The following is a 25,302-nucleotide window of genomic DNA, read 5'->3' on the forward strand; positions in this document are numbered from 1 at the left end:
GCGGGCCAGCTTGCGCCGGTCGGCACGTTCGTGACGCGGGTTGACGATCTTCTCGCCGGTCGAGAGCGTGGCCAGCGCCGTGATGCCCGCGTCCAGGCCCACCGACGCCTCGACCGGTGGCAGCGGCGAGATCTTCTCCTCGATCAGAAGGGACACGAACCACCGCCCGGCCGCGTCTCTCGACACCGTGACCGTGGACGGCTCGGCCCCCTCGGGCAGCGGACGCGACCACACGATGTCCAGCGGCGCATCCATCTTCGCCAAGGTGAGCCGGCCCTGGCGCCAGCGGAACGCCGAGCGGGTGTACTCCGCCGACGCGCGCGCCTTCTTCCTGCTCTTGAACGTCGGGTACTTCGCCCTGCGCACGAAGAAGTTCGCGAACGCCGCCTGCAGGTGGCGCAGCGCCTGCTGCAACGGCACCGACGACACCTCGCCCAGAAACGCCAACTCGGGCGTCTTCTTCCACGCCATCAGCGCCGCGGAGGACTCCACGTAGGAAACCCGTTTGCCCTCCAGGGCGTAGGCGCGGGTCCGCTCTTCCAATGCCTTGTTGTAGACCAGGCGCACGCAACCGAACGTCCGGGCAAGCTCGCCGGCCTGCTCGGGAGTCGGGTAAAAGCGGTACCTGTAGGCCCGCTTCACCAGCTGCACCACGCCTCACATCTTTGCAGGAAGACCAGCCAAGTGCTGCTCGATTGTCGTAGACGGTGGTCCGCCTGACGGCGAACCACCATTCCTGCCTCGCTATGCAGGTGTGCCTTTTCTCTCTGGTTTGAAAGCCTGAGCATCCATAAAAGGAGTTTGAATGACCATCTTCCCCGAGACGTTCGTATGGGGCACCGCCACCGCCGCCTACCAGGTCGAGGGCGCCTGGAACGAGGACGGCCGCGGCCCGTCGATCTGGGACACCTTCTCCCACACCCCGGGACTGGTGACGGGCGGCGACACCGGTGACGTGGCCTGCGACCACTACCACCGGATGGAGGAGGACCTGGACATCCTCGCCGGCCTGGGCGTGGGCGCGTACCGGTTCTCGATCTCCTGGCCGCGCGTGCGGCCGGGCGGCCGGGCCAACCAGCCGGGCCTGGACTTCTACTCGCGGCTGGTGGACGGGCTGCTCGCCCGCGGCATCGCCCCCGTCGCCACCCTCTACCACTGGGACCTGCCGCAGGAGCTGGAGGACGCGGGCGGCTGGCCGAACCGCGACACCGCCCACCGCTTCGCCGAGTACGCCGACCTCATGGGCCGCACGCTCGGCGACCGCGTCCGCACCTGGATCACCCTGAACGAGCCGTGGTGCTCGGCCTACCTCGGCTACGCCTCCGGCGTGCACGCCCCCGCCAGGACCGAGCCCGCCGCCGCCCTGGCCGCCGTCCACCACCTCAACCTCGGCCACGGCCTGGCCGTGCAGGCGCTGCGCGCGGTCGTCGACCCGGCCGCCCAGATGTCGGTCACGCTCAACCTGCACCATGTGCGCGGCGTGTCCGACCAGGACGCCGACGCCGTACGCCGCGCGGACGCGCTGGCCAACCGGGCCTTCCTCGGCCCCATGCTGGAGGGCGCCTACCCGCGCGACCTCATCGCCGACACCGCCGCCGTGACCGACTGGTCGTTCGTGCGCGACGGCGACGAGGCCACCGCGTGCCAGCCGCTGGACGTGCTCGGGGTCAACTACTACAACCCGACGCTGGTCCGCCAGTGGGACGGGTCCTCCGAGCGGGCGACCGCCGACGGGCACCAGGACGGGGCCGCGTCGCCGTGGATCGCCTGCGAGGACATCGAGTTCGTCCCCCAGCCCGGCCCGTACACCGAGATGGGCTGGAACATCGACGAGACCGGCCTGACCGAGCTGCTGCTGCGGCTGCACCGCGACTACCCGTCCATGCCCACGATGATCACCGAGAACGGCGCGGCCTTCGCCGACGTCGTCGACCCCGACGGGCGGATCCGGGACGAGCGGCGCGTCGACTACCTGCAGCGTCACCTGTCCGCCGTGGCCGAGGCGATCTCGGCGGGGGCCGACGTACGGGGATACTTCGTGTGGTCGCTGATGGACAATTTCGAGTGGGCGCACGGGTACGCCAAGCGGTTCGGGATCGTACGGGTGGACCCGGACACGCTCGAGCGCACCTGGAAGGACAGCGCCCACTGGTACCGCGACGTGGTCGCCACCGGAAAACTGCCCGCCTAGCTAGGGTTTGCGGGCCACGCCTCCGACGAAGGTGTGGTACGTGATGCCCGGCGTGGCGCGGTCGTCGGGGCCCGGGCGCCACTCGGGCAGCGGCACCAGGCCGGGCTCCAGCAGTTCGAGACCGTCGAAGTAGGCGAGGATCTCCTCGCGGGTGCGCCACCGGCCGGTGCCGAGGTGCTCGTTGAAGATCCGCTCCGCCTCGTACGCCTGCTTCGACACCTCGGGGTGCTCCTCGCCCGGGTTGTGGAAGTGCGAGATCACCACGTGGCTGCCCGGGGCGAGCGGCCCGATGAGCGCGGCCGCGACGCCGGCCGGGTCCTCGTCGTCGCCCAGGTGGTGCAGGATCCCGAACATCAGCAGCCCGACCGGCTCGCTGAAGTCGATCAGCGAGCGCGTCTTCGGGTCGTCGAGGATCTTCCCCGGCTCGCGGGCGTCGGCCTCGACGATCGTGGTGCTGGCGTCCACGGCGAGCAGGGCGCGGCCGTGGACGAGCACGATCGGGTCGTGGTCCACGTAGACGACCCGCGACTGCGGCGCCACCGCCTGGGCGATCTCGTGGACGTTGCCCTGCGTCGGCAGGCCGGAGCCGATGTCCAGGAACTGGCGGATGCCCGCCTCGGCCGCCAGGAAGTGGACCGTGCGCCGCAGGAACTCCCGGTTGGCCATGGCCGCCTCGGGCGCGTCGGGCGCGACCTTGAGAGCGGCCGCCGCCACCTGGCGGTCGATCTCGTAATTGTCCTTGCCGCCGAGCATGTAGTCATAGACGCGGGAGACACTGGGCTTGCTGGTGTCGATCCCGCGAGGCGCGCGCTCCTGCTCGCTCTCGGGCACTGTCGGCTCCTTGGTCGGATGGGTGGAGCCATGATCCTAATTGGCAACCCCCGATTTATGCCGATATTTCGTGACGCAACAGGCGGGCGGCTTCGGCCATCGCCCGCATCTTGCCCTCGGCCGACTCGCGCGGCAGATATTTCATTCCGCAGTCGGTCGCGATGACGATCCGATCGGGCGGCACGTGGCCGAACGCCCTGCGCACCCGCCCGGCCACCACCTCGACCGGCTCGACCTCCGGCGTGGACAGGTCGATCACGCCGAGGATGACCGTCTTGTCCTTGAGGTCGGACAGCACACCGAGGTCCAGCCCCGACTGCGCGGTCTCGATCGACACCTGCCGCACCGGGCATCCGGCCAGCTCTGGCAGGAACGAGTACGCCTCCGGCCGCTCGTGGATGATGGCGGCGTACCCGAAGCAGATGTGCACCGCCGTCGTGCCGGTGACGCCGTCGAGGGCGGCGTTGAGCGCGGCCAGCCCGTAGGCGCGCGCGGCCTCGGGCCTGGCCTGCATGTACGGCTCGTCGATCTGCACGATGTCGGCCCCGGCGGCGAACAGGTCGCGGATCTCGGCGTTGACCGCCGCCGCGTGGTCCATCGCGGCGGCCTCGGCGTCCGGGTAGTGGTCGTTCTGCGCCTGCTGGCTCATGGTGAACGGCCCCGGCACCGTCATCTTGACCGGGCGATCGGTGCGCGCGCGCAGGAACCGCAGGTCGCCCACCTGGACGGGGGCCGGGCGGCGGATCGGGCCGACGATGCGCGGGACGGGGTTCGGGTGGCCGCTGCGGTCGAGCGCCGTGCCCGGGTTGTCGAGGTCGACGCCCTCCAGGGCGGTGGCGGGTTGGAGTAGCTTTCGCGGCGCATCTCGCCGTCGGTGAGGATGTCGAGCCCGGCGCGTTCCTGGGCCCTGATCGCCTCCTTCTCCCGGATCCTCCTACTGTGCGCCTACCAGCGATCGACGTGAAGCACTTCGTCGAGCGGCTGCCGCTTCGCCGGGGCGAACGTCTCGCCGAGGAAGTAGGCGGTCGGGACGAGCACACCCTGGCGCACGTCGCCGGGGATGCCGAGCAGCTCGGCGATCTCGCTCTCGTAGGCCAGGTGCAGCGTCGTCCACGCCGTGCCCAGCCCGCGGGCGCGGGCGGCCAGCATGTAGCTCCACGCGGCGGGCAGCAGCGACCCCCACAGCCCGGCCTGGTTCCCCTGGGGCAGCCCGTCGCCCGACACCGTGATGCACCCGATCACCAGCACGGGCACGTCCCCCATGTGCTCGGCCAGGTACAGCGAGCTGTCGCCCACCCGCCGCTGCTGCGCCGCCCGGGCCGGGTCGTCCTGGAACAGCGCCCGCGCGGAGGAGGCGGACTCGAAGTACGCCTGGTGCGAGCGCTCGTAGTAGCTCCCGATCGCCTTGCGCAGCTCGGGATCGGTCACCACCATCCAGTGCCACCCCTGCCGGTTGCCGCCGCTGGGCGCCTGGAGCGCGACCTCGAGGCACTCGCGCACGAGCTCCAGGGGAACGGGGCGGGTGAGGTCGAGACGCTTGCGCACGCTGCGCGTGGTGGTGAGCAGCTCGTCCGGGCTCAGTTCGATCGTCATACGGCCATCATGCCCCCCGCGATCACGGTTTCCCCGCGGCTCCCAGCGAGAAGGACTAACGCATGTCCCAAACCAGACCCCCCAGTCCGGCCGAGGAGACCAGCGGCGCCGACGAGCCGAGTCTGAAGCAGGTGATGGGCCCCGGCCTGTTGCTGCTGTTCATCGTCGGCGACATTCTCGGCACCGGGATCTACGCGCTGACCGGCGAGATCGCCGGCGAGGTGGGTGGCGCCGCCTGGCTGCCGTTCGCCATCGCCTTCGCCGTCGCGTTGATCACCGCGTGCTCGTACCTGGAGCTGGTGACGAAATACCCGCAGGCCGCGGGAGCCGCGCTGTACGTGCACAGGGCCTTCGGCAAACACCTCCTGACCTTCCTGGTGTGCTTCGCGGTGATGTGCTCCGGCATCACCTCTGCCTCGGCGGCGTCCCGGGCCTTCGCCGCCAACCTCGCCACCGGCTTCGGCCTGGACGTCGGCAACGGCGTCATCCTGCTGATCGCGCTGGCGTTCATGCTCCTGGTCCTGGCCGTCAACCTCCGCGGCGTCGGCGAGAGCGTCAAGATCAACGTCCTGCTCACCGCGGTCGAGCTCTCGGGTCTGCTGATCGTCATCCTGGTCAGCCTGTTCTTCATCCTCGGCGGGAACGCCGACTTCTCCCGCGTCGTCACCTTCGAGACCGCCTCCGACAAGAGCGTGTTCCTGGCGGTCAGCACGGCCACGTCGCTGGCCTTCTTCGCCATGGTCGGGTTCGAGGACTCGGTCAACATGGCGGAGGAGACCAAGAATCCGGCCCGGATCTTCCCTCGCATGATGTTCACCGGGCTCGGGATCACCGGGTTGATCTACGTGCTCGTGTCCATCTGCGCCGTCGCCGTGGTCCCCGTCGGACAGCTCTCCGAGAGCGAGACCCCGCTCGCGACGGTGGTGCAGACCGCGGCCCCCGGCTTCCCGATCTCCGATCTGCTGCCGTTCATCTCGATGTTCGCCGTGGCGAACTCCGCGTTGATCAACATGCTGATGGCCAGCCGGCTGCTCTACGGCATGGGCAAGCAGGGCGTGCTGCCGCCCTTCCTGGCCAAGGTGCACCCGGGGCGGCGCACACCGCAGGCGGCGATCGTGTTCACCACCGTGATCGCCCTCGGGCTGATCACGTTCGTCTCGCTGAGTCCCGACAGCCCGGTCGTGTCGTTGCTGGGCGGGACGACCTCGCTGCTCCTGCTGGCGGTCTTCACGCTGGTCAACGTGTCCGTTCTCGTCCTGCGCAGGGAACGGGCCGCGACCGAGCACTTCAGCGCGGGGCGCGTCCTGCCCGTGGTGGGCGCGATCACCTGCCTGTACCTGGTCCTGCCGTGGTCCTCCGGACGTCCCTCCGGCCAGTACGAGATCGCGGGCGTGCTGCTCGCGCTCGGCCTGGTGCTCTGGGTGCTCACCTGGTACGCCCGCAGGAAGGAGAACGCGAACGCCGGCTGACCGGGCCGTCCGGCACGCGCCCGGCGGCTCACCGGATCAGGCCGACTCGCGGATCACCAGCTCCGTGGGCAGCACCACGGGATCCACGTGCTCGGCGCCGTCGATGAGCGCGAGCAGCAGGCGTACGGTCTCCTGCGCCACCTCCGCCAGCGGCTGGCGGATCGTGGTCAGCGGCGGGTGCGTCGAGAGGGCCACCGACGAGTCGTCGAAGCCGCCCACCGCCACGTCGTCCGGCACCCGGCGGCCCGCCGCCCGCAGGGCGGCCAGGGCGCCGGCGGCCATCAGGTCGGAGGCCACGAAGACGGCGTCGATGTCGGGCGTGCGGGCCAGCAGCTCGGTCATCGCGCGCTCGCCGCTGGCCTGCGTCCAGTCCCCGTGCGCGATCAGCTTCTTCGTCGCCTTGCGGCCCAGCACGTCGGCGAAGCCCTCCAGGCGCTGGATGCCGCCGGGGGTGTCCATCGGGCCGGTGATCATGGCGATGCGCCTGCGGCCCTGGTTCACGAAGTATTCGGTCATCTGGCGGCCGCCCAGGCGCTCGTCGGCGGCGGCGTACGGGATGACGCCCTCGCTGCCGATGACGGCGCCGCAGGAGACCGCGGGCGGACCCGAACGCAGCGCGTCGATGAACGGGTCGCCGGCGTGCGTCGACATCAGCAGCACCCCGTCGGCGTGGCCGCCCCGGATGTAGCGGACCACCCGCTCGCGGTCGCCCTCGTCGCCCGCCAGCATCATCACCAGCGACAGGTCCCGCTCGGCCAGCATCCTGATGGCGACCCGGATGGTCGTGCTGTAGTTGGGGTCCTCGAACAGCTTCTCGTGCGGCTCCGACAGCACCATCACGATCGATCCGGTGCGCTGGGTGACGAGGCTGCGGGCGGCCCGGTTGACCACGTAGCCGGTCTCCGAGATGGCCCGCTCGATGGCCACGCGTGCCGCCGGGCTGACGTACTTGTCGCCGTTGAGCAGCCGGGACACCGTGCCACGGGACACTCCCGCGGCGGCGGCGACGTCATGGATCGTAGGGCGCTTCATCAGATGTCTGGGGCTGAAACCCCCGGGCTTCAGCCCGAGGAGGACGCCCTTCCCTCCTTCTGCGTGGTGTAGGCGTAGCCATCCGCTCTCTGGAGGAGACGGAAATGACGGTGGTGGACGCCTTGGACGGTTCTATGGACGGTCGTGACGTTGAAGTAGCCGTTTGTGCGGGCGGCGACGCGCCCGGTATGGGTCCCTTGCTTCTTGCCGGTGGGCACGATGGCTCGGACGAAATCTCCGGTCTGGAAGCCGAAGTACAGTTTCCGGCGGGGCATGCGGAGGCGGGGGAAGCCATACTTGTCAGGTCGGGTGCGGGCGTGGGTTCCGCGGCCGGCGCATCCGGCGACCAGGACCGTGGACACGGTCTCGCTGATCGAGTCGAGCTTGCCCACGGCCAGGGCGTCCAGCGTGTGGGTCTTCGGTAGATGGTTGCGGGTGCGGTTCCACTTCGTACGACCTCCCGAGGCCACGTGCGTGGGCAGGCGGATATCGAGTGCTCGCCACAGCGCCCAGCGGCTGGACTGCACGGCTGCCGCGTCTCCAAGCGGTGCTTTGGCCTGTGCGATGATCTTCGCCAGCAGTTCTGGCTTGCGGGTAAGGAAGTCTTCGATGGGGCGGTTGCCTTTGGCCTGGTTGCAGGACACGCAGGCCAAGGTGAGGTTGGAGACGCGGTCGGATCCTCCCCTGCTGCGGGGGTGGATGTGGTCGATGTTCAACGGCACTCCGCTACTACGGCAGTAGGCGCAGGCCCGCCCCCACTTGGCCAGCAGGTACTCGCGGACCTCGGTTCCGTGCAGGGTTCCGAGCTGATACTCGACGCCTTCCAGGGACTTGCCGGCGGCGATGGCATGGGTGTCGAACGCGACCCGTTCCATATGTACCGCCCGCACCGGTGCCCAGCGGGCCAGCCGGTCGATCCACGAGATGGTAGTTGCCACCCGATGTCGCAGCGATGGCGGGAGCCAGCCTGACGGCCGGGTGCGATTGGAGAACCGAGGGGCGCGGTAGCGCAAGTTTTGGGTACGGCGGCGACGCCGGTAGGCAGCCCGCTGCTGCAGCATTTTCCGGATCGTGGCGCCGCGGTGGTCGAGCCGGATCGCGAATCTGGCGCGTCGCTCGCGTGCCTGCGCAGTGAACACCGCGATGCCGGTGTGCCGGGAGCCGGGGTCAACGCCCACTTCTACGCCATCGGCCTCTGAGGAGTCAATGGAACGGTCCTTGAGACGGATGACGAACGGCGTATGCCGGTGAACAACAGCACGTCCCTTCTTGAGCAGTTGACGTGCCCTGGCAGGGGTACAGGGCTGAAGCGGACGCCCGTGCCTGTCAAGCACGAACACATAGGGGTGGGACTCACGTCCCTTCTCCCGGACCGGGTGGTCCGGGGTGACGCCTCTGGCAGCAGGTGAACTGCCGGGGGTCTCACCTCGCACATGTCCCGCGCCCGGTGCCTTACGGCCTTCGAGCCCCGTTTCGTCCCTGATCCCGGGGTTGTCTGCTGACTCGAATTCGAGAGCGCGCTGTTGGTGAGGCACAGCGTGGTCGGTCTTCTGTCGTACGTGGAACGTAGCCAACGTCGGTCACCTCCTCGAATAGTTGGCTGGTGCTGGTAGCACTTGGGCTTTCACTCCGTTTGGCATGAAAACCCCGCTTTCGGGCGGGGATCCGGCTACTTCACGGCTCCGGAAGACAGGTCGGTCTTCCAGTATCGCTGCATCGTGAGGAAGAGCGCGATCAAGGGGACAAGCGACAGGAAGGCCCCGGTGAGGATCAGGTTGTAGAGCGAGGGCTGGTTCGCCCCCGACTCCAGCAGCGTGAACAGGCCCACCGTGAGCGGGAACTTGCCGTCGTCGCCGAGCATGATGAACGGCAGCAGGAAGTTGTTCCAGATGGCCACGAACTGGAACAGGAAGATCGTCACCATGCCCGGCACCATCAGCGGCAGGGCCACCCGGTACATCAGCCGCCAATCGGTGGCCCCGTCGATCCGCCCCGCCTCCAGCAGCGAGTCGGGGATGGCCGCCGTGGCGTAGATGCGGGCCAGATAGATGCTGTACGGGTGCAGGATCTGCGGCAGCAGGACGGCCCAGTAGGTGTCGGCCAGCCCGACCTTGGAGAACAGCAGGTACTGCGGGATCGCCAGCACCACGGCCGGCACGAGGATGCCGCCGATGAGCAGGTTGAAGATGAGGTCGCGGCCGCGGAAGCGGAACTTCGCCAGCGCGTACCCCGAGATCGCCGAGACCGCGGTCGACAGCAGCGCGCCGCCGCCCGCGTACAGCAGTGTGTTGGCCGCCCACAGCCAGAACACCCCGTCCCGGTAGGCGAACAGCTCGGTCACGTTGTCGGCGAACCCGGTGCCGAAGGCCAGCGTCGAGGTGGTGAACAGCTCGCCCGGCGACTTGGTCGCCGCGATCAGCACCCAGAGCACCGGGAACAGGCAGTAGATCGCGCCGAGCAGGAGCAGCCCGGTCGGGGCCACTCCCCACGGCGTGCGCGCGACCGTCGCGCGGTGTGTCGTGGCCATCAGCCCTCCCCGAAGGCGCGGTTGCGGACCACGCGCAGGAACCCGAACGACATGACGAGCGAGATCGCCGCGATGACGATCGAGGTGGCGGCTGCCGAATACAGGTCGCCGGTGACGAAGGCGTCGCGGTAGACCTTCATGAGCGGGCTCCACGTGGAGCTGATCGTGTTGGTCAGCGGCCGCAGCGCGGTGGGCTCGGTGAACACCTGGATGGTCGCGATGATCGAGAAGACGGTGGTCAGGATGATCGCCGGGGTGAGGATCGGGATCTTCACCCGCAGGGCGATCTGGAGCTCGGACGCGCCGTCCAGCCGCGCGGCCTCGTACAGGTCGCGCGGGATCGCCCGGAGCGTGGTGTAGAGCACGAGCATGTTGAAGCCGGTCCCGCCCCACACCGCCACGTTCGCCATGGAGAACGTGACGGTGCTCGCGCCGAGGAAGTCGATGTCCAGGACGTCCCTGATGGGGCTGAGCGAGGGGAGGTAGAGGAAGCCCCACAGGAGCGTGGCGGCCACGCCCGGCACCGCGTACGGCAGGAAGATCGCGATCCGCGAGAACCGGGCCAGCCGCACCCGCGCCGAGTCCAGCAGCAGCGCGAACAGCAGGGCCAGCCCCAGCATCACGACCAGCACCAGCGCGCCGTAGCCGAGCACGCGCAGCCAGCCGTGCCACAGCTCGGGGTCGGACAGGGCGGCGGAGAAGTTGTCGAAGCCGACGAAGATCTCTTTCCGCGCGCCCCTGCCCAGCCCGAGCCCGGACACCTTGGTACGGCGCGTCGCCAGCCAGACGGTGTACCCGATGGGGACCGCGAGGAAGAGCGTGAACAGCACGATCGCGGGGGTCAGGAACAGGTACGGCCACGCCCCCCTCCCGGACTTCTTCATGAGGCGATCTGGAATCCGGACTTGCGCATGTCGGCGACGGTCGCGTCCTGCATGCCCTGGACCGCGTCGGAGAACGATGACTTGTTCTGCACGGCCTTGTCGAAGTTGTCCTTGAAGGCGTTGTACGTCACGCCGACGTTCGGGCCGAAGGTGAAGCCGCGGGCGACGGCGGAGACGACGGCGGCCTGCTGCCAGAAGTCGGGCTGGTTGGAGAAGTAGTCGGGCGCCTGGCCGAGCGACGACTGGGCCTTGGTGGCGGCCGGGTAGATGGCGGCCTCCTTGACCAGCAGGTCCAGGGCGGCGGGGTCGGTGTTCATCCAGGTGACGAACTGGGCGGCGGCGTCCCTGTTCGGCGTCTTGGCGGACACGGCCGTGGACGAGCCGCCCCAGAAGCCGCTGAAGTTCTCGCCCGCGTTCCACTGCGGCAGCGGCGCGGCGGCCCACTTGCCCTTGGCCTTGGGCGCGTTGCTCGCCAGCACGCCCGGCGCCCAGACCGCCGACGGCCAGGTGAGCAGCTTGCCGTCGTTGAGCGCCTTGTTCCATTCGGGGGTGAAGTACGGCATGTCGTCGATGACGCCCTCCTTGACCAGGCCGCCCCAGTAGTCGGCGACCTTCTTGGTGGGCTCGTCGGCGATGCCGACCTTCCAGGACTCGCCGCTGATCGACCACCACTGGGCCCCGGCCTGCTGGGCCAGGCCCGTGAACGCTCCCGGATCCTTGCTGGAGAACGTGCCGAGGTACACCTTCGGGTCCTTCCTGTGCACGGTGCGCGCGGCGTCGGCGTACTCCTGCCAGGTCTTGGGGACCGCGATGCCGTACTTGTCGAACAGGTCCTTGCGGTAGAAGAGCATCATCGGGCCACTGTCCTGCGGGATCCCGTACACGCCCTCCGTGCCGAGCGTGACCAGGCCCCACAGGCCCTCGGCGAACTCGCCCTTGATCGAGGCCGTCTCGGCCTTGATGTCGGCCACCGCGTCGGCGGCGACGAACGAGGGAAGGTGCTGGTACTCGGCCTGCACCAGGTCCGGCGGGTTGCCGGCCTTGGCCGCGGTGAGGAACTTGGCGGCCGCGTCGTCACCGCCCGCCTGCTTGCTGACCGTGACCTGGATGTCCGGGTGCGACTGGTTCCAGACGGCGGCGATCTTGTCCATGTTGGGGGCCCAGGTCCAGTACGTCAGCTTGACCGGTCCCTTGGCGGCGGCCGTGGGGCTCTGCGCCGCCTCGGTGCTTCGGGCGGGTTCGCTGGACCCGCAGCTCGCGAGAGCAGCCGTGAGCACGACGGCCAGGGCGGCTCCGAGGCGGTTGGCGCGCATGCGTACCTCCAGAAAGTTCTGTGAACGTGCACAGAGTGAAACAGGCGCGAAACGCCAGTCAAGGGGTCGTTATGCTCTCGTTAATCAGCCATTATCGGGATAAGTCAGGGCGACTGTTCCCGGAGAGACCGGGTGGGCGCTACTGTGCACGTTCACAGAAGAGCTTCTCTAGGGGGATGGATGTATCCGGAGCGTCCTGCCGGCATCGCCTTTGGCGGCGACTACAACCCGGAGCAGTGGCCACGCGAGATCCTGGAGGAGGACGTGGCCCTGATGCGCGAGGCCGGGGTCAACCTGGTCAGCCTGGGCCTGTTCTCGTGGGCGCTGATGGAGCCCGCGGAGGGGCGCTACGAGTTCGGCTGGCTGGACGAGATCGTCGACCGGCTGCACGAGGCGGGGGTCGCCGTCGACCTGGCCACGCCGACCGCCGCCCCGCCCGCCTGGTTCATCCGGAAATATCCGGACGTGCTGCCGGTGACCAGGGAGGGGACGCGGATCGGGTTCGGCGGCAGGCAGAGCGCCTGCTCCAGCGCGCCGGCCTTCCGCGAGGCGACCGCGCGGCTGGTGCGCGCGCTGGCCGAGCACTACCGCGGGCACCCGGCCGTGGTCATGTGGCACGTGCACAACGAGTACGGGGCGCCGCTCGGCGAGTGCTACTGCGAGCACAGCGTGGCGGCCTGGCGCGGCTGGCTGAAAGCCACCTACCGGGATGTCTCCGCATTGAACGAGGCCTGGGGCGCCACATTCTGGGGCCAGACGTACACCGACTGGGCGGAGATCGACGCCCCCCGGTTCAACCACACGGTCGTCAACCCGGCCCAGCGCCTCGACTACGCCCGCTTCAGCGACGGCCAGCACCGCGAGCACTACGCGCTCCAGCGCGACATCCTGCACGAGCTCACCCCCGGCATCCCCGTGACCACGAACTTCGCCGGCACCGTGAACTGCAAGTCCACCGACCTGTGGCAGTGGGCCCGCGAGCTGGACGTGGTCGCCAACGACCACTACCTCCGGGCCGAGCGGCCGGACAACCACATCGACCTGGCCATGTCCGCCGACCTGGCCCGCTCGGTGGCGGGCGGCGCGCCGTGGATGCTCATGGAGCACTCGGCGGGGGCGGTCAACTGGCAGCCGCGCAACATCGCCAAGCGCCCCGGCGAGATGCGCCGCAACAGCCTGGCGCACGTGGCCCGCGGCTCCGACAGCGTGCTGTTCTTCCAGTTCAGGGCCTCGCGGTTCGGGGCCGAGAAGTTCCACTCGGGGATGGTGCCGCACGCGGGGACCGGCTCCGAGCAGTGGCGCGAGGTGGTCCGGCTGGGCGCCGACCTGCGCGGGCTGGCCGAGCTGCGGGGCAGCCGGGTGCGGGCCGAGGTGGCGGTGGTCTGGGACTGGGAGTCGTACTGGGCGCTGGAGCTGGACTGGCGGCCGTCGGTGGACCTGACGTTCAGGGAGCGGATGGACGCCTTCTACGAGGCGCTGTGGCGGGAGCACGTCACGGTGGACTTCGTCCACCCTTCCGCCGATATTTCGGGATATCGGCTGGTGGTGGCGCCGAGCTCGTACCTGCTGACCGAGGCGTCCGCCAAGAACCTCCACCGGTACGTGGAGGCGGGCGGCAACCTGCTCGTCTCCTACTTCTCCGGCATCGTCGACGAGCACGACACCATCCACCCGGGCGCCCATCCCGGCGCGCTGCGCGAGCTCCTGGGCCTGTCGATCGAGGAGTTCCACCCGCTGCGCGAGCACGAGACGGTGACGCTGGCGGGCGGCGGCACGGCCCGGATCTGGTCCGAGCGGGTCCACCCGGCGGGCGCGGTCGCCGTACGCGACTTCGCCACCGGACCCGACGCGGGACACCCCGCCGTCACCCGCCACGACCTGGGCGCCGGCTCCGCCTGGTACCTCGCCACCGCGCCCGTCACCGGCTTGCGCGAGCTCCTCGGCCAGGTGCTCGACCACGCGGACGTGTCCCGGCCGCGCGGCCTCCCCGACACCCTCGAACTCGTCCGCCGGGGCCGCCACGTCTTCCTGATCAACCACGGCGACGAGCCCGTGACGGTCGAGGGGGTGACCGGGACCAGCGTGTTCGACGGCGTACGGCACGAAGGGTCGGTCACCGTCGCGCCCGGCGCGGTCACGGTCGTCGCCACCACCCCCTAGGGAGACCTCCATGAAACGCATCCTGACCACGCTCCTGTTAGTGCTCGCGTCCCTGACCGTCGCGCACCCGGCCCAGGCGGGGGTGCTGCGGATCAGGGGCGCGGACGTCTCCAGCCTCGCCAAGTCGGAGGCGTACGGCGGCGTCTACCGCGACGCCCGCGGCCGCGAGGGCGACGCGCTGCGCATCCTGTCGGACGCCGGGCTCAACTACATCCGGCTCAAGGTCTGGGTGAACCCGGCCGACGGCTACAACACCAAGGCGCGGATCCTCCCGGTCGCCAAGCGGGCCAAGGCGCAGGGTATGAAGCTGCTGGTGGACTTCCACTACTCCGACACCTGGGCGGACCCGGGCAAGCAGTTCAAGCCCGCCGCGTGGGAGTCGCTCACGCTCGACCAGCTCGCGCGGGCCGTCTACGACCACACCTACGACGTGCTCGCCGCCCTGCGCCGCCAGGGCACCACGGCGGACATGGTGCAGGTGGGCAACGAGATCAACGGCGGCCTGCTCTGGCCGGACGGCTCCAACGCCGACTGGCCGGGCACCGCCCGCCTGCTGAACGCCGGGTACGACGCGGTCAAGCGGGTCTCGCGCGCGACCAAGGTCGTGCTGCACCTGGCGAACGGGGGCGACAACGGGCTGTACCGGTGGTGGTTCGACAACGCCGCAGCCCACGGCATCCGGTACGACGTGATCGGGCTGTCGTACTACCCGTACTGGCACGGGACCCTGGAGACGTTCCAGGCCAACATCAACGACGTGGCCACCCGTTACGGTCGGCCGGTGGTCGTGGTGGAGACGGCGTACCCGTTCACGACGGAGGACGACGACGGCTGGCCGAACATCATCGTCTCCGCCGAGCCGTACCCCGGCTACCCGGCGACCCCGCAGGGCCAGGCCGCGCTGCTGGCCAGGGTCGCCGACATCGTCCGGCAGGTCCCGGAAGGGCTGGGCCTCGGCCTGTTCACCTGGGAGGCGACCTGGACCGGCGTCAAGGGCAACGGCTGGGACCCGGCGGATCCGGCGTCGGGCAACGGCTGGGAGAACCAGGCCCTGTTCGACTACGCCGACCGCGCCCTGCCCGCCATGCGCGTCCTCGGCCACGCCTGACCGTCCATCCCGGCCCCTGACGGCGCCCGGTCTCATCCCGGGCGCCGTCAGCGTGCGCGTCACCTCGGGGGTTTGACCGGATTCCATGACCGGCATTTACCGAAATTGCGGAAATCTGGCTTACCGCGACACTATGATCGCTTTACGCCACCTCCGCACCACGGTGCGTACCCGAAGGAGCCCCATGGTCGACCGCCGGCCTGAGCGCGCGCCGCGCGGAATCGACACCTCCAGGCCCAACGTCTCCCGTGTCTACGACTTCATGCTCGGCGGCAAGGACAACTACGAGGCCGACCGCGAGATGGCGCTGCGGGCGCTGGAGATCGTCCCGGACGCGCCGGAGGCGGCGCGGGCGAACCGGGAGTTCCTCGGGCGGGTGGTCAGGTTCCTGGCGGCACGGGCCGGGCTGCGCCAGTTCCTGGACCTCGGCTCCGGGCTGCCCACGCGGGACAACGTCCACCAGATCGCCCAGTCGGCCGCTCCCGGCAGCCGGGTCGTCTACGTCGACCACGACCCGATCGTACTCGTCCATGCCCGCGCGCTGCTGGCCGTGAACGAGAACACCACCGTCGTCGAGGCCGATGTCAGGGACCCGGACGCGGTCCTCGACGACCCGGAGACCAGACGCCTCATCGACTTCGGCGAGCCGGTGGGGCTGCTGATGTTCGGCATCCTGCACCACCTGGCCGACCACGAGGACCCGGCCGGGATCGCCGCCCGCCTGATGGCCCGCCTCCCGGCCGGCAGCCACCTGGCCGTCTCCCACTTCTACGACCCGGGCACGGAGCACCCCGAGGCGTCCGCCCAGGCGTACGCGGCCGAGAAGCTGTTCAACGAGACCCTGGGCACCGGCCGGTGGCGCACCCGCGAGGAGATCCTCGCCTGCTTCGACGGCCTGGAGCTGCTGGAGCCCGGGCTCGTGCCGCTGCCGGAATGGCGTCCGGTCTCCGCCGACCTCGCCCGGCCCGGCCTGTCCCGTCACACCCTGGCCGGCGCCGTCGCGCGCAAGCCCCGATGAGGGATCACAGCGCGCCCGCGTACACCCAGCGGCCCTCGAAACGGACGAACCTGCTGTTCTCCTCCATCTCCCCCGGATTGCCACGTTCGACGTAGTGGGCGCGGAAGCGCACCGTGCCCTCGGTGTGGACGACGCTGCCGCCGGTCGTCTCCAGCACCTCCAGCCGCACCCAGCGCGTCTTCCTGTCCAGGTCGAGCCGGGCCGGGCGGGCGGACGGATGCCAGGTGCGCAGCAGGTAGGCGGCGTCGCCCACACCGAACGCGCTGTATCTGGACCGCATGAGCTGCTCGGCGGTGGCGGCCGCCGCCTCGCCCCGGTGGAGCCTGCCGCAGCAGTCCTGGTAGGAGGCGGGCAGGCCGCACGGGCATGTACGAGGCATGACCCCTATTGTGCCGGGACCGGCAGCCGGGTCGTGAGCTCGGTCAGCGTGGGGCCGAGCGGGGCGTCCAGGGTGAGCGAGGCATCGGCGTCGCCGCCGGTCTCCCCCTGGTTGACGATGGCGATGGGGATGCCGAGCGAGGCCGCCTTGGTGACGAACCGCAGCCCCGACCTGACCGTCAACGACGACCCCAGCACCAGCAGCAGGCTCGCGCCCGCCACCAGGGCGAAGCACTCGTCCACGCGGGGCCGGGGGACGTTCTCGCCGAAGAACACCACGTCGGGCTTGAGCACCCCGCCGCACGCCACGCAGTCGACCACCTGGAACCCGGTGACCTGCGCGTCGGTGAGCACGGCGTCGCCGTCGGGGTTGATCCGGGCGGCGGCGGCCTCCCAGGCGGGGTTGGCGGCCCGCAGCCGCCGCTCCAGCTCGGCGCGGGGCGTGCGCTCGCGGCACGACAGGCACACCACCCGGTCGAGCCCGCCGTGCAGCTCGATCACCCGCCGCGCCCCGGCGGCCTGGTGCAGGCCGTCGACGTTCTGGGTGACGATGCCGGCGAGCAGCCCGCGCCGCTCCAGCTCGGCCACCGCCTGATGGCCGGCGTTGGGCCGGGCCTGGCCGATCTCCCGCCAGCCGACGTGGCTGCGCGCCCAGTATCGCTGCCGCGCCTGCGCGCTGCCGACGAAGCGCTGGTACGTCATCGGCTCCGCGCGCCGGGCCCGGCCGGTCGGCCCCCGGTAATCGGGGATGCCGGACTCGGTCGACAGGCCCGCTCCGCTGAGCACCGCCACGCCTCCGCCCGCGACCAGCTCGGCCAGTCGTGTCACTGTCACACCCCCCATGGTGCCCGATCTCCGCGCCCGCCCGTCCCCCGGCCCTGGGGACGGGCGGGTCACGCTCAGTCCCCCGTGCGTTCCTCGGCCTCGGCGATCCGCTCGGCGCTCCACAGCCGCCGCATCTCCGGGCAGCTCTCCAGCAGCTCGCCGAGCCGCCCGCGCCCCGCGACCCGGCCGCGGTCGAGCACCACGATCTGGTCGGCGCGTTCGAGCGCGGCCTGCCGGTGGGAGACGACCAGCAGGGTGCCGTGGCCGGCGATCCGCTCCCACAGGAGCCGCTCGGTCTCGACGTCGAGGGCGGACGACAGGTCGTCCACGACCAGCAGGTCCGGGTCGCGTACGAGGGCGCGGGCCGCGGTGGCCCGCTGCACCTGCCCGCCGGACAGCCGCACCCCGCGCGGCCCCACCACCGTGTCGAGCCCGTCGGGCATCGCGGCCAGGTCCGGCTCGAACGCGGCCAGCTCCAGCGCCCGCCCGATCTCGGCGTCGGTCGCGGGCCGGCCGAGGAGCAGGTTCTCGCGCAGGGTCTCGGAGAACAGCCTCGGCACCTGGCTCGCGTACGCCGCCCGGCCGGGGACGAGGAACGTGCCCGGGTCGCCGACGGGCCCGCCGTTCCACGAGATCGTGCCCTCGTCCAGCGGCAGGAGGCCGAGCAGGGCGCGTACCAGGGTGGTCTTGCCCGAGCCGACCGCGCCCGTCACGACCGTGAACGAGCCGCGCTCGACGCGCAGGTCGATCCCCCGCACCCCGCCCGCGCTCAGCCCGCGAACCTCCAGCACCCGGAGCGGACCCGGGTGCGGGGGCACGGCCGCGACGGCCGGCGGGTCGCGGCGCAGCCAGACGTCGGCGCCGCGCGACAGGTCGCCGGCGCTCTCGTGCGGCGCCATCAGCCGGGTGAGCCGGTCGGTGGCGACCGCGGCCTGCGGCAGGCGGTAGAGAACGGTACCGATCGACCGGGGCAGAGCCGTGAGCCAGCCGACGTAGCTGGTGAACAGCGCGAGGTCGCCCACCGTGAACTCGCCGCCGCGCATCGCGGGGGCGGCCAGGAGCAGGACGAGCCCGATGCTGAGCTCGACGGTCGCGCCGGTCGTGGCGTCCAGCAGGTCGGTGGCCAGGCGGTCCTTGACGGCGGCCGCGCGCCGCCGCCGGTTGTGCTCGCGCAGCCGCTCCAGCGCCGCCTCCTCGGCTCCCGCGGTCTTGATCGCGAGCACGCCGCCGAAGATCTCGCCCACGTACGCCGTGACGGCCGCCCCGAGCGTCCTGGCCCGCTGGTGCAGCCGCCCGATGGTCTGCCGCATGAGCCTGCTCAGCACGCCGATCGCGACCATCGGCAGCACCAGCGCCACCGTGATGACGGGATCGACGGACGCCATGATCGCCAGCGCCGCGACGGCGAAGAGCGTCGTACCGGCCAGGCTGACGCTCTCGTCGGTGAAGTCGACCGCGTCGGCCACGTCGTCCCGCAGGCGGGCGACGGACTCGCCGGGCGAGTGCGGCAGCCGCGCCGCGGCGGGGCCGCGGGCGGTCAGGACGGAGCGCAGGGTGTTGGCGCGCAGCAGGGTGGCCGCCGCGGCCCACCAGTAGACCCCGTACGTCCACGCGATGACGATCATCAGGCCCCGGGCGACCTCCACGCCCACGAACGCCGCGCACAACCACAGCGCCCAGCCCGGGTCGCCGCCGAGCCCGTCGAAGATCCGCTGCAGCACGAGCCCGCTCGCCAGCGGGATCACGTGGACGGGCAGCCAGAGCAGCGCGCCGACGAGGTATCGGCGGAAGTCGAACGTGGCCAGCCTGGTGGCCACCAGCATGACCGGCTTCACCGGCTCACCCCCGCCAGGTCGAGCAGGCGCCCGAACCTGCTGCCGGGGTCGGCGGCGAGGTCGGCGCGGCGGCCGCACTCGACGATCTTGCCGTGGTCGAGCACGGCGATCTTGTCCACGCGCGACAGCGAGGACAGGCGGTGCGCGATGATCACGCCGGTCCGGCCGTCGAGCAGGCGGTCGATGCTCCGCTCGATGCGGCGTTCGGTGGCGGGGTCGAGCCTGCTGGACGCCTCGTCGAGCACGACGAGCCCGGGGTCGGCGAGGAACGCGCGGGCGAACGCGATGAGCTGCGCCTCCCCCGCCGACACCTCGCGCAGCTCGGTGTCGAGCCCGCCGGGCAGTCCGGCCAGCCAGTCGCCCAGCCCGACGCCGTGGAGGACCTCCCGCAGCCGGCCGTCCCCCGGGGACTGCCGGAAGAGCGTCAGGTTGTCGCGCAGGCTCGCCGCGAAGAGCTGCACGTCCTGCGTGACCACGCCGATCCGCGTTCGCAGGGACGCCTGGTCGGCCTCGCGCAGGTCCAGCCCGCCGACCCGTACGGCGCCCTCGGTCGGGTCGTACAGGCGCAGCGCCAGGCGGGCGAGCGTGGTCTTGCCGCTGCCGGTGCGCCCCACCAGGCCGAGCGTCTCGCCGGGGGCCAGCGTGAGGGTGACTCCCGACAGCACCTGCTCGTCGTCGCCGGGGTAGGCGAAGCCGACGCCGTCCAGGCGCAGGCCGAGCGGGCCGGTCGCGGGCAGGGGCCGGGTGCCCTCGGGCAGCGTGCGCCGCTCGGCCAGCAGGTCCGCGATGCGGGCCAGGCCGGCCAGCGCCGCCTGGTACCGCCTGATCTGGTCGATGAGCCGCTCGAACGGCGTCCGTACCATCAGCGTGTACTGGAAGATCAGCACGGCGGTGCCGACCGTGAGCGTCCCCGACCGCAGCGCCCAGGCGGCGAGCCCGAGCATGATCGCGGTGCCCGCGGCGAACGCCACCGACGTGCCCGCCAGCAGCGTGGTCCCGATGCGCGCGTCCCTGACCTCGGCGCGGTAGAGGGCGGCGCTGACCTGGTGGAAGCGGCGTACGGTGTGCTCGCCCGCGCCGTTGGCCCGCAGGTCCTCGGCTCCGGCCAGCCGCTCCTCCAGCATGCCGAACAGCCGCGCGCTCGCCGCGCGTGACCGGGCGGCGGCCGGGACGGCCAGCCGCTGGGCGCGGGCCATGCCCCATCCGATGAGCAGGCAGTAGACCAGCAGCGCGCAGCCGATGCGCCAGTCGACGCCGAACACGATGACGACCACCCCGGCCAGGAGCAGCACGCTGGCCACGACGTCCATGAGGAACGCGACGACGAAGTCGGCCACGGCCACGACGTCGCCGTCCACGCGTTCGATCATCTCGCCGGGCGTGTGCCGGCCGTGGAAGGCCAGGTCCAGGCCGAGCGCGTGCCGGGCGAGGCGCTCGCGCAGGCGGTTGGTGCCGTCCCAGGCCAGGCGGCCGGCCAGCCACGCGGTGACGAGCCGGGCGGCCTGGCCGGCGACGGCCAGCGCCAGGTAGCCGACGGCGATCAGGGTCAGCTGTCTGATGCTCGCGCCGCCGATCGCGTCGTCCACGAAGCGGCGGGTGATCTGCGGCGCCGCGAGCGGGAGCGCGGTGGCGGCGGCTATGGCCGCGACGAGCGCCGCGCTCCGGCGGGGTCCTGGACGCAGCAGGCGCAGGACGGAGGTGCTATGCGGTGGAATCCGTTGGTCGAATGATCTCGATGACAAACGTCATGCCCTTTGGATAGGAGGTCTCATTGCTCTGGCGGGACATGAACGTTGTCCTCATCGCCGACCTCCTTGATCCGATGGGCTCGCTCCCGGGAGTACAGCAGCCCCGCGCGGGCCGGGGCAACCGGTTTACCCGCTCTCCCTCAGCACCCCGGCCCGCGCCAGCCCGTCGGTCAGCCGCGCGCGGGCGGGGCCCGGGAGGCAGTCGAGGGCGTGCGGGTCGTCGGCGGCCAGCCGGGAGACGGGCACGACCTGGTACGGGTTGAGCCGGAACGACCGCCCCGACCGCAGGCTCACCGCGAACGTCCCGGGCCCGCACCCGTCGGGCCCCGCGCCGCCGGCCACCACCTGCGCGCACGGGTCCCACCCGGGAACGGGTTCCGCGCCGGCCACGGAACAGGCGGCCAGGCGCCCGGGCGGCAGCCCGGGAAGCCGCTCCAGCCACTCCTTGATCATGCGGGTGACCTCGTAGGCCCGCATCGTGTCGGGCGCGTCGAACTCCACCCACCTGACCAGGTCGTCCCCGGCCCTCGGCGGGAAGCGCACGCTCTGCCCGGCCCACTCCGAGCGGATCGCCATCCGGTACGGCCGCAGCCCGGCCAGCCGGACCCCGCCGGCGCCCGCCGCCAGCAGCTCGACGGACTCCCCCGCGGCGCCCGCGGCCACGCCGGGCGCGCCCAGCACCAGCTCGCACGCCACCGCCACGCCCGGCGGGATCGCGGCCAGCAGCCGCCGCAGGTTGACGGTCCACCCGTTCAGGCCGGTCACGGCGGCCAGGAAGTCGATCCGCGTCACGGCGATCGTCAGGCCGCGGCAGCGGGCCAGGACGTCCCTGGGGAAGGCGGCCACCCGCTCCGCGTCGAGCCATCCGGCCCACGGCCCGCCCGCGGGCGGACGGCACGCCCCGGTCACCCAGCGCACCTGCTTCCCCGGCCGGGTGTCCGAGGCGTCCCGCGACCGTGCCCCCTCGACGGGCCCGGCGTCAGTGTCCTTCCCTTTGCCGGCGCGCCACAAGGGGCGGATCACCCGTTCGGGCGACCACGCGGAGAACTCGACCCCGGCCAGCTCCGGCACGCGCCGCAGCGCCGTGCCGTGCTCGGCCACGAGCCGCCCGCACAGCGTCACCCGCCCCGCTCCCAGCGCTCCCACCAGCGCGAACGCCGCGGGAAGCTGCCGGGCGCCGTCCAGCGCGACGTGCGCCCGCCGCCCGTCGGCGACCTCCGCGGCCAGCTCGACCTCGGGCCGGAACACCTCGCACCGCCCGGCCGCGCCGAGCACGTCCCTGCTGCTCTGCATGCTGCCCTCGGCCAACTCGAGGTCGTCGATGCTGAGCCGGACCGCAGGGTCGGCCGCCAGCCGCAGCGCGGTGCCCACCGCTCTGAGGCGGGCGTCGTCGAACGCCTGCCGTTCCAGGACGGCCGCCGCCGCCCGCTCGAGCAGCGCCGCGAGCGGGCCGCCGTCGAGCCGTTCGGCGGCGGCCCGCAGCCGGGACGGGTCGGCGAGGCGTTCGACGACGTGTTCGTTGAGGTCGAGCACCTCGGCTCCGGGGGGCGGCACGACCTCGGTGGTGAAGTCGGTGAGCGGCGGGACGACGAGCAGCTCCATCAGCGACACTCCCCCTGCCACGGGTACGGATGCGCCGCCCGCGCGCCCGGGGCCACCGGGTCGGCCACCCGCGAGCACGCGTCCGCGCGCACGTCCGCCGGCCCCGGATAGCGGGCGACCGCCCGCGAGCGCGTCACCGGAGCCGGGGAGCAGGTGTCAGCCGCCTCCGGCTTCGGCCGGGACGCCGGGCTGCCGCCGGCCGGGCGCAGGTAGACGCAGCGGAGCTCGGCGGCGAACCGGAGCCCGCCGTCGCGCAGCCAGCACCCCTCCGGCCCCGGCAGGGTCTCCGTCAGCGTGAGCCGCTCGGCCGTGGCCGCCAGCCGGCCCAGCCCTTCGACGAGCGCGGGCGAGCGGGTGTCCACGTGGATCGGCCGGCGTTCGCGGGGGGACGCGGCGAAGAACGTCACGGGCAGGTCGTGCGTCTCCCGCAGCCGCGCCATCGCGACCAGCAGCTCGCGATCCCCGACCGCCTGCCCGAGCGCCTCGAACGACGCCCGGCCCACGCGCCACGCGCGCCGCGAGATGACCACGTTGTCCCAGGTCAGCCGGGGCACGCGGGAGAGGTGCCGCAGGTCCGGCCGGCGCACCCTGGGCAGGGCGAGCGCCGTGTGCAACGCCGTGTCGTCGTGCTCGCCGTTGTGCAGCAGCAGCGGCCCGTCCACCCCCTTGGCCCGCAGGACGGCCCGGCGCCCGTCGCTGTGCACGTACAGCTCGTCGAGCCCGATCCGGCGCCGCCCGCCGTCGGCCGTCACGCCGCCCAGCTCCAGCACCGGCCCGGGGAACTCCAGCGGCGGCCTGCCGGTGGCGCGGCGCGAGATGACGTTGAGTGCGGTGCGGCCGCCGAGCGCCCGCACGATCGCCGCGTCCCGCTCGGCGACGAGCGCGGCGCCGTCGGGGTGGAACTGCAGGGCCCACGGCGTGAGCAGCGCGACGTCGTGGAGGTCACCGAGGACCAGCGGGGTCACCCCCGGCTCGTACGCCTCCAGCGACGGCGCGGCCACCATGACGTCGGCCGAGCAGAGCACGGGCGCGGCCGGTGGCTCGGGGTCGTCCAGCAGGCCCGCGAGGTCGACGGTGGCGGCGCCGGGCGGGGCGGCGCGCACGATCGCGGCGATCCGCTCGGCGAGGCGGTCACCGTGGCGGATCTCCAGGTCGCCGGTCACCCCCAGCACCTCGGCCAGCCCGAACGTGCCCGCGCCGAGCCGTCCGGCGAGCAGCCGGTTGGTGCGCTGCCTGGTCAGCTCGGCGTCGGCGGCGAGCAGGTCGAGCACCTGGGGCACGCGACCTTCCAGGTCGGCCGCCAGCCCTTCGCCGACGGTCACCCGGAGCGTGCCGGCCGCGGCCTCGTGCACGACCACGCGGTCGTCGCCGGGCCGGTCGCCGGGCCGGTCGTCGTGCGTTCGCCCGCTGCCGGCCAGCGTCTCGACCCGCCGCTGGAGGGCCAGCTTCACGTCGGGAGAGGCGGCGGGATACTGGGCGAGCAGCTCGGTGATCTCCCGCACGCGCCGCCCCACCGACAGGTCGCCACCCGAACGGTGGGCGTCCGGCCGGAGCGCATCCGGACGGGGAGCCTCCGAGCGGGGAGCCTCCGAGCGCGGGGCGTCCGGGCGGTGGGCGTCCGAGCGTGGGACGTCCCGGTGGAGGGCGTCCGGGCGGGGGGTTTCGGTGGGGAGGCGTTCGCGTAGCCAGGACAGCGGGTCGGCGACCGTGGCCGGCGGGCAGAGGTCGTGGGTGAGCAGCCCGCGGCGCACCGCCACCGCCAGGGCCGCGGCGGCCTGCTCCAGCTCCGTCCCCGACTCGGCGGCGATCTCGGCCAGCGTCCGGCTCCCGTCGCACAGCGCGACGAACGGCGCCGCGTCGGGCACGGCGTCCGGCACGGCGCCCGTCCAGGTCCGGCGGCGCGGCACCAGCCCCGCCACGAGCGCGGGGTCGGCCAGGACGCGCTGCTGGAGCGACTCGCCCACCCAGTCGGCCGGGTACGCGACCCGCCGCGGCCGCTCCCGGTGGCCCGACCAGGTGTGGCCGCCGGCCGCCGCGGGCTCGACCCGGCCGTGGTCGAGCGGACCGAAGGAGCACGTGGCGCAGAGCCCCTGCAGGACCGAGCCGACCAGGCGCCGCAGCCGGCCGCCCTTGGCGACGCCGCGCCGCAGGTCGCGGTAGAGGCCGGGCGCCGAACGGACGAGGGCGTCGAGGAAGCGCTCGTCGGCCGCGATCCCGGCCACGGCCGCGCGGGCGAGCGCCGCGTCGGCGGCCGTCGTGCCCGCCAGGGCGAGCCGGGCGTCCTCCAGCGACCCGGTCACCTCGTTCCAGGCGGCGAGCCAGCCGGCGGGCGCGGGCGTGTCGCCCGGGAGCGGGCGCAGGTCACGCAGGCGGCTGCGCAGACCGCGCGGCAGCCGCCCGCTGCCCGTCCCGCGTGCGGAACGGGCGTCCCCGCCTACGGCGCTGCGGGCCGGACGGGGGTCCTCGGCCGAGGCACCGCGGGCCGGGGCCTCGGCAGGGGCACGGCGGGCCGGACGCTCGGCCGGGTTCTCGGCCGGGGCTCGGTGGGCCGGGGCCTCGGCGAGCAGGTCGAGCGCCCGCCGCTCCAGCCGGACGACCGCGGCGGCCGCCGCCGCGGCCCGCGGGTAGGCCAGGGATCGGACGAGCTCCCAGGCGAAGCCCGCGCTCCGGACGGTCACGGCCGGCAGCAAAGTCCAGTCCTGCTCGCTCACACGGCCACCCCTTCTCGCGCGGAATTACACCCGGCACGTCTTAACTCAAAATGCTTACAAGATCATCTTTGCTTGTC

20 protein-coding genes are annotated in these 25,302 nt (G+C 72.1%); 5 read left to right on the forward strand and 15 right to left on the reverse strand.

Going from position 1 to position 25,302, the window contains the following annotated elements:
* On the reverse strand, positions 1 to 654 hold a 654-nt coding region (locus AB0L65_RS46360), incomplete at its 3' end, for a transposase (RefSeq protein ID WP_364260057.1).
* Between the two features lie 151 nt (positions 655 to 805).
* On the opposite strand from AB0L65_RS46360, the gene AB0L65_RS46365 reads away from it, so the two are divergent.
* Positions 806 to 2,191 (forward strand): GH1 family beta-glucosidase, encoded by a 1,386-nt coding sequence (locus AB0L65_RS46365; protein WP_364260060.1) that lies wholly within the window; start codon positions 806 to 808, stop codon positions 2,189 to 2,191.
* On the opposite strand, the gene AB0L65_RS46370 is transcribed toward AB0L65_RS46365, so the two are convergent.
* The 3 genes from AB0L65_RS46370 to AB0L65_RS46380 all read right to left on the reverse strand — a co-directional run bounded on the left by AB0L65_RS46370 (position 2,192) and on the right by AB0L65_RS46380 (position 4,615).
* Positions 2,192 to 3,022, reverse strand: a complete 831-nt coding sequence (locus AB0L65_RS46370; protein WP_364260063.1) for an SAM-dependent methyltransferase — start codon at positions 3,020 to 3,022, stop codon at positions 2,192 to 2,194.
* Positions 3,023 to 3,077: 55 nt separating this feature from the next.
* The gene (locus AB0L65_RS46375) at positions 3,078 to 3,851 is read right to left on the reverse strand and encodes a uroporphyrinogen decarboxylase family protein (RefSeq protein ID WP_364260325.1); all 774 of its coding nucleotides are present in this window, start codon (positions 3,849 to 3,851) and stop codon (positions 3,078 to 3,080) included.
* A gap of 116 nt (positions 3,852 to 3,967) precedes the next feature.
* Complete coding sequence (locus tag AB0L65_RS46380; RefSeq protein ID WP_364260066.1) at positions 3,968 to 4,615, reverse strand: nitroreductase family protein; 648 nt, start codon at positions 4,613 to 4,615, stop codon at positions 3,968 to 3,970.
* A gap of 62 nt (positions 4,616 to 4,677) precedes the next feature.
* Here AB0L65_RS46380 and AB0L65_RS46385 point away from each other — a divergent pair, with 62 nt between their 5' ends.
* The gene (locus AB0L65_RS46385; protein ID WP_364260069.1) at positions 4,678 to 6,084 is read left to right on the forward strand and encodes an APC family permease; all 1,407 of its coding nucleotides are present in this window, start codon (positions 4,678 to 4,680) and stop codon (positions 6,082 to 6,084) included.
* A 36-nt stretch (positions 6,085 to 6,120) separates the two neighbouring features.
* Here the strand turns inward: AB0L65_RS46385 and AB0L65_RS46390 are convergent, their stop codons facing one another.
* The 5 genes from AB0L65_RS46390 to AB0L65_RS46410 all read right to left on the reverse strand — a co-directional run bounded on the left by AB0L65_RS46390 (position 6,121) and on the right by AB0L65_RS46410 (position 11,840).
* Complete coding sequence (locus AB0L65_RS46390) at positions 6,121 to 7,116, reverse strand: LacI family DNA-binding transcriptional regulator (protein ID WP_364260072.1); 996 nt, start codon at positions 7,114 to 7,116, stop codon at positions 6,121 to 6,123.
* 29 nt (positions 7,117 to 7,145) lie between these two features.
* Positions 7,146 to 8,456: an RNA-guided endonuclease IscB gene (iscB, locus tag AB0L65_RS46395; RefSeq protein WP_364260075.1), complete on the reverse strand. Its 1,311-nt coding sequence runs from the start codon at positions 8,454 to 8,456 to the stop codon at positions 7,146 to 7,148.
* A 329-nt stretch (positions 8,457 to 8,785) separates the two neighbouring features.
* On the reverse strand, positions 8,786 to 9,643 hold the full coding sequence (locus tag AB0L65_RS46400) for a carbohydrate ABC transporter permease (protein ID WP_364260078.1): 858 nt from the start codon (positions 9,641 to 9,643) through the stop codon (positions 8,786 to 8,788).
* On the reverse strand, positions 9,643 to 10,527 hold the full coding sequence (locus AB0L65_RS46405; protein WP_350735197.1) for a sugar ABC transporter permease: 885 nt from the start codon (positions 10,525 to 10,527) through the stop codon (positions 9,643 to 9,645). Before AB0L65_RS46405 ends, AB0L65_RS46400 begins: the two co-directional genes overlap by 1 nt.
* Positions 10,524 to 11,840 (reverse strand): sugar ABC transporter substrate-binding protein, encoded by a 1,317-nt coding sequence (locus AB0L65_RS46410; protein WP_364260081.1) that lies wholly within the window; start codon positions 11,838 to 11,840, stop codon positions 10,524 to 10,526. Before AB0L65_RS46410 ends, AB0L65_RS46405 begins: the two co-directional genes overlap by 4 nt.
* A 180-nt stretch (positions 11,841 to 12,020) precedes the next feature.
* Here AB0L65_RS46410 and AB0L65_RS46415 point away from each other — a divergent pair, with 180 nt between their 5' ends.
* The 3 genes from AB0L65_RS46415 to AB0L65_RS46425 all read left to right on the forward strand — a co-directional run bounded on the left by AB0L65_RS46415 (position 12,021) and on the right by AB0L65_RS46425 (position 16,126).
* The gene (locus AB0L65_RS46415) at positions 12,021 to 14,000 is read left to right on the forward strand and encodes a beta-galactosidase (protein ID WP_364260084.1); all 1,980 of its coding nucleotides are present in this window, start codon (positions 12,021 to 12,023) and stop codon (positions 13,998 to 14,000) included.
* Between the two features lie 10 nt (positions 14,001 to 14,010).
* Entirely contained in the window at positions 14,011 to 15,108 is a 1,098-nt protein-coding gene (locus AB0L65_RS46420; RefSeq protein WP_364260087.1) for an arabinogalactan endo-1,4-beta-galactosidase, read from the forward strand.
* 184 nt (positions 15,109 to 15,292) lie between these two features.
* Complete coding sequence (locus AB0L65_RS46425) at positions 15,293 to 16,126, forward strand: SAM-dependent methyltransferase (protein ID WP_364260090.1); 834 nt, start codon at positions 15,293 to 15,295, stop codon at positions 16,124 to 16,126.
* A gap of 4 nt (positions 16,127 to 16,130) precedes the next feature.
* Here the strand turns inward: AB0L65_RS46425 and AB0L65_RS46430 are convergent, their stop codons facing one another.
* The 6 genes from AB0L65_RS46430 to AB0L65_RS46455 all read right to left on the reverse strand — a co-directional run bounded on the left by AB0L65_RS46430 (position 16,131) and on the right by AB0L65_RS46455 (position 25,225).
* Positions 16,131 to 16,505: a YchJ family protein gene (locus AB0L65_RS46430; RefSeq protein ID WP_350735188.1), complete on the reverse strand. Its 375-nt coding sequence runs from the start codon at positions 16,503 to 16,505 to the stop codon at positions 16,131 to 16,133.
* A gap of 5 nt (positions 16,506 to 16,510) precedes the next feature.
* The gene (locus AB0L65_RS46435) at positions 16,511 to 17,338 is read right to left on the reverse strand and encodes an NAD-dependent protein deacetylase (RefSeq protein ID WP_364260093.1); all 828 of its coding nucleotides are present in this window, start codon (positions 17,336 to 17,338) and stop codon (positions 16,511 to 16,513) included.
* Positions 17,339 to 17,403: 65 nt separating this feature from the next.
* Positions 17,404 to 19,164, reverse strand: a complete 1,761-nt coding sequence (locus AB0L65_RS46440; RefSeq protein WP_364260096.1) for an ABC transporter ATP-binding protein — start codon at positions 19,162 to 19,164, stop codon at positions 17,404 to 17,406.
* The gene (locus AB0L65_RS46445) at positions 19,161 to 20,906 is read right to left on the reverse strand and encodes an ABC transporter ATP-binding protein (protein WP_364260099.1); all 1,746 of its coding nucleotides are present in this window, start codon (positions 20,904 to 20,906) and stop codon (positions 19,161 to 19,163) included. The genes AB0L65_RS46440 and AB0L65_RS46445 overlap by 4 nt, the downstream gene beginning before the upstream one ends.
* A 132-nt stretch (positions 20,907 to 21,038) precedes the next feature.
* Entirely contained in the window at positions 21,039 to 22,514 is a 1,476-nt protein-coding gene (locus AB0L65_RS46450; RefSeq protein WP_364260102.1) for a hypothetical protein, read from the reverse strand.
* Positions 22,514 to 25,225, reverse strand: coding sequence for a hypothetical protein (locus AB0L65_RS46455; RefSeq protein WP_364260105.1), 2,712 nt, complete (start codon positions 25,223 to 25,225; stop codon positions 22,514 to 22,516). The genes AB0L65_RS46450 and AB0L65_RS46455 overlap by 1 nt, the downstream gene beginning before the upstream one ends.
* Between the last annotated feature and the right edge of the window lie 77 nt (positions 25,226 to 25,302).

Source organism: Nonomuraea sp. NPDC052116, assembly GCF_040680035.1.
Lineage (GTDB): Bacteria > Actinomycetota > Actinomycetes > Streptosporangiales > Streptosporangiaceae > Nonomuraea > Nonomuraea angiospora_A.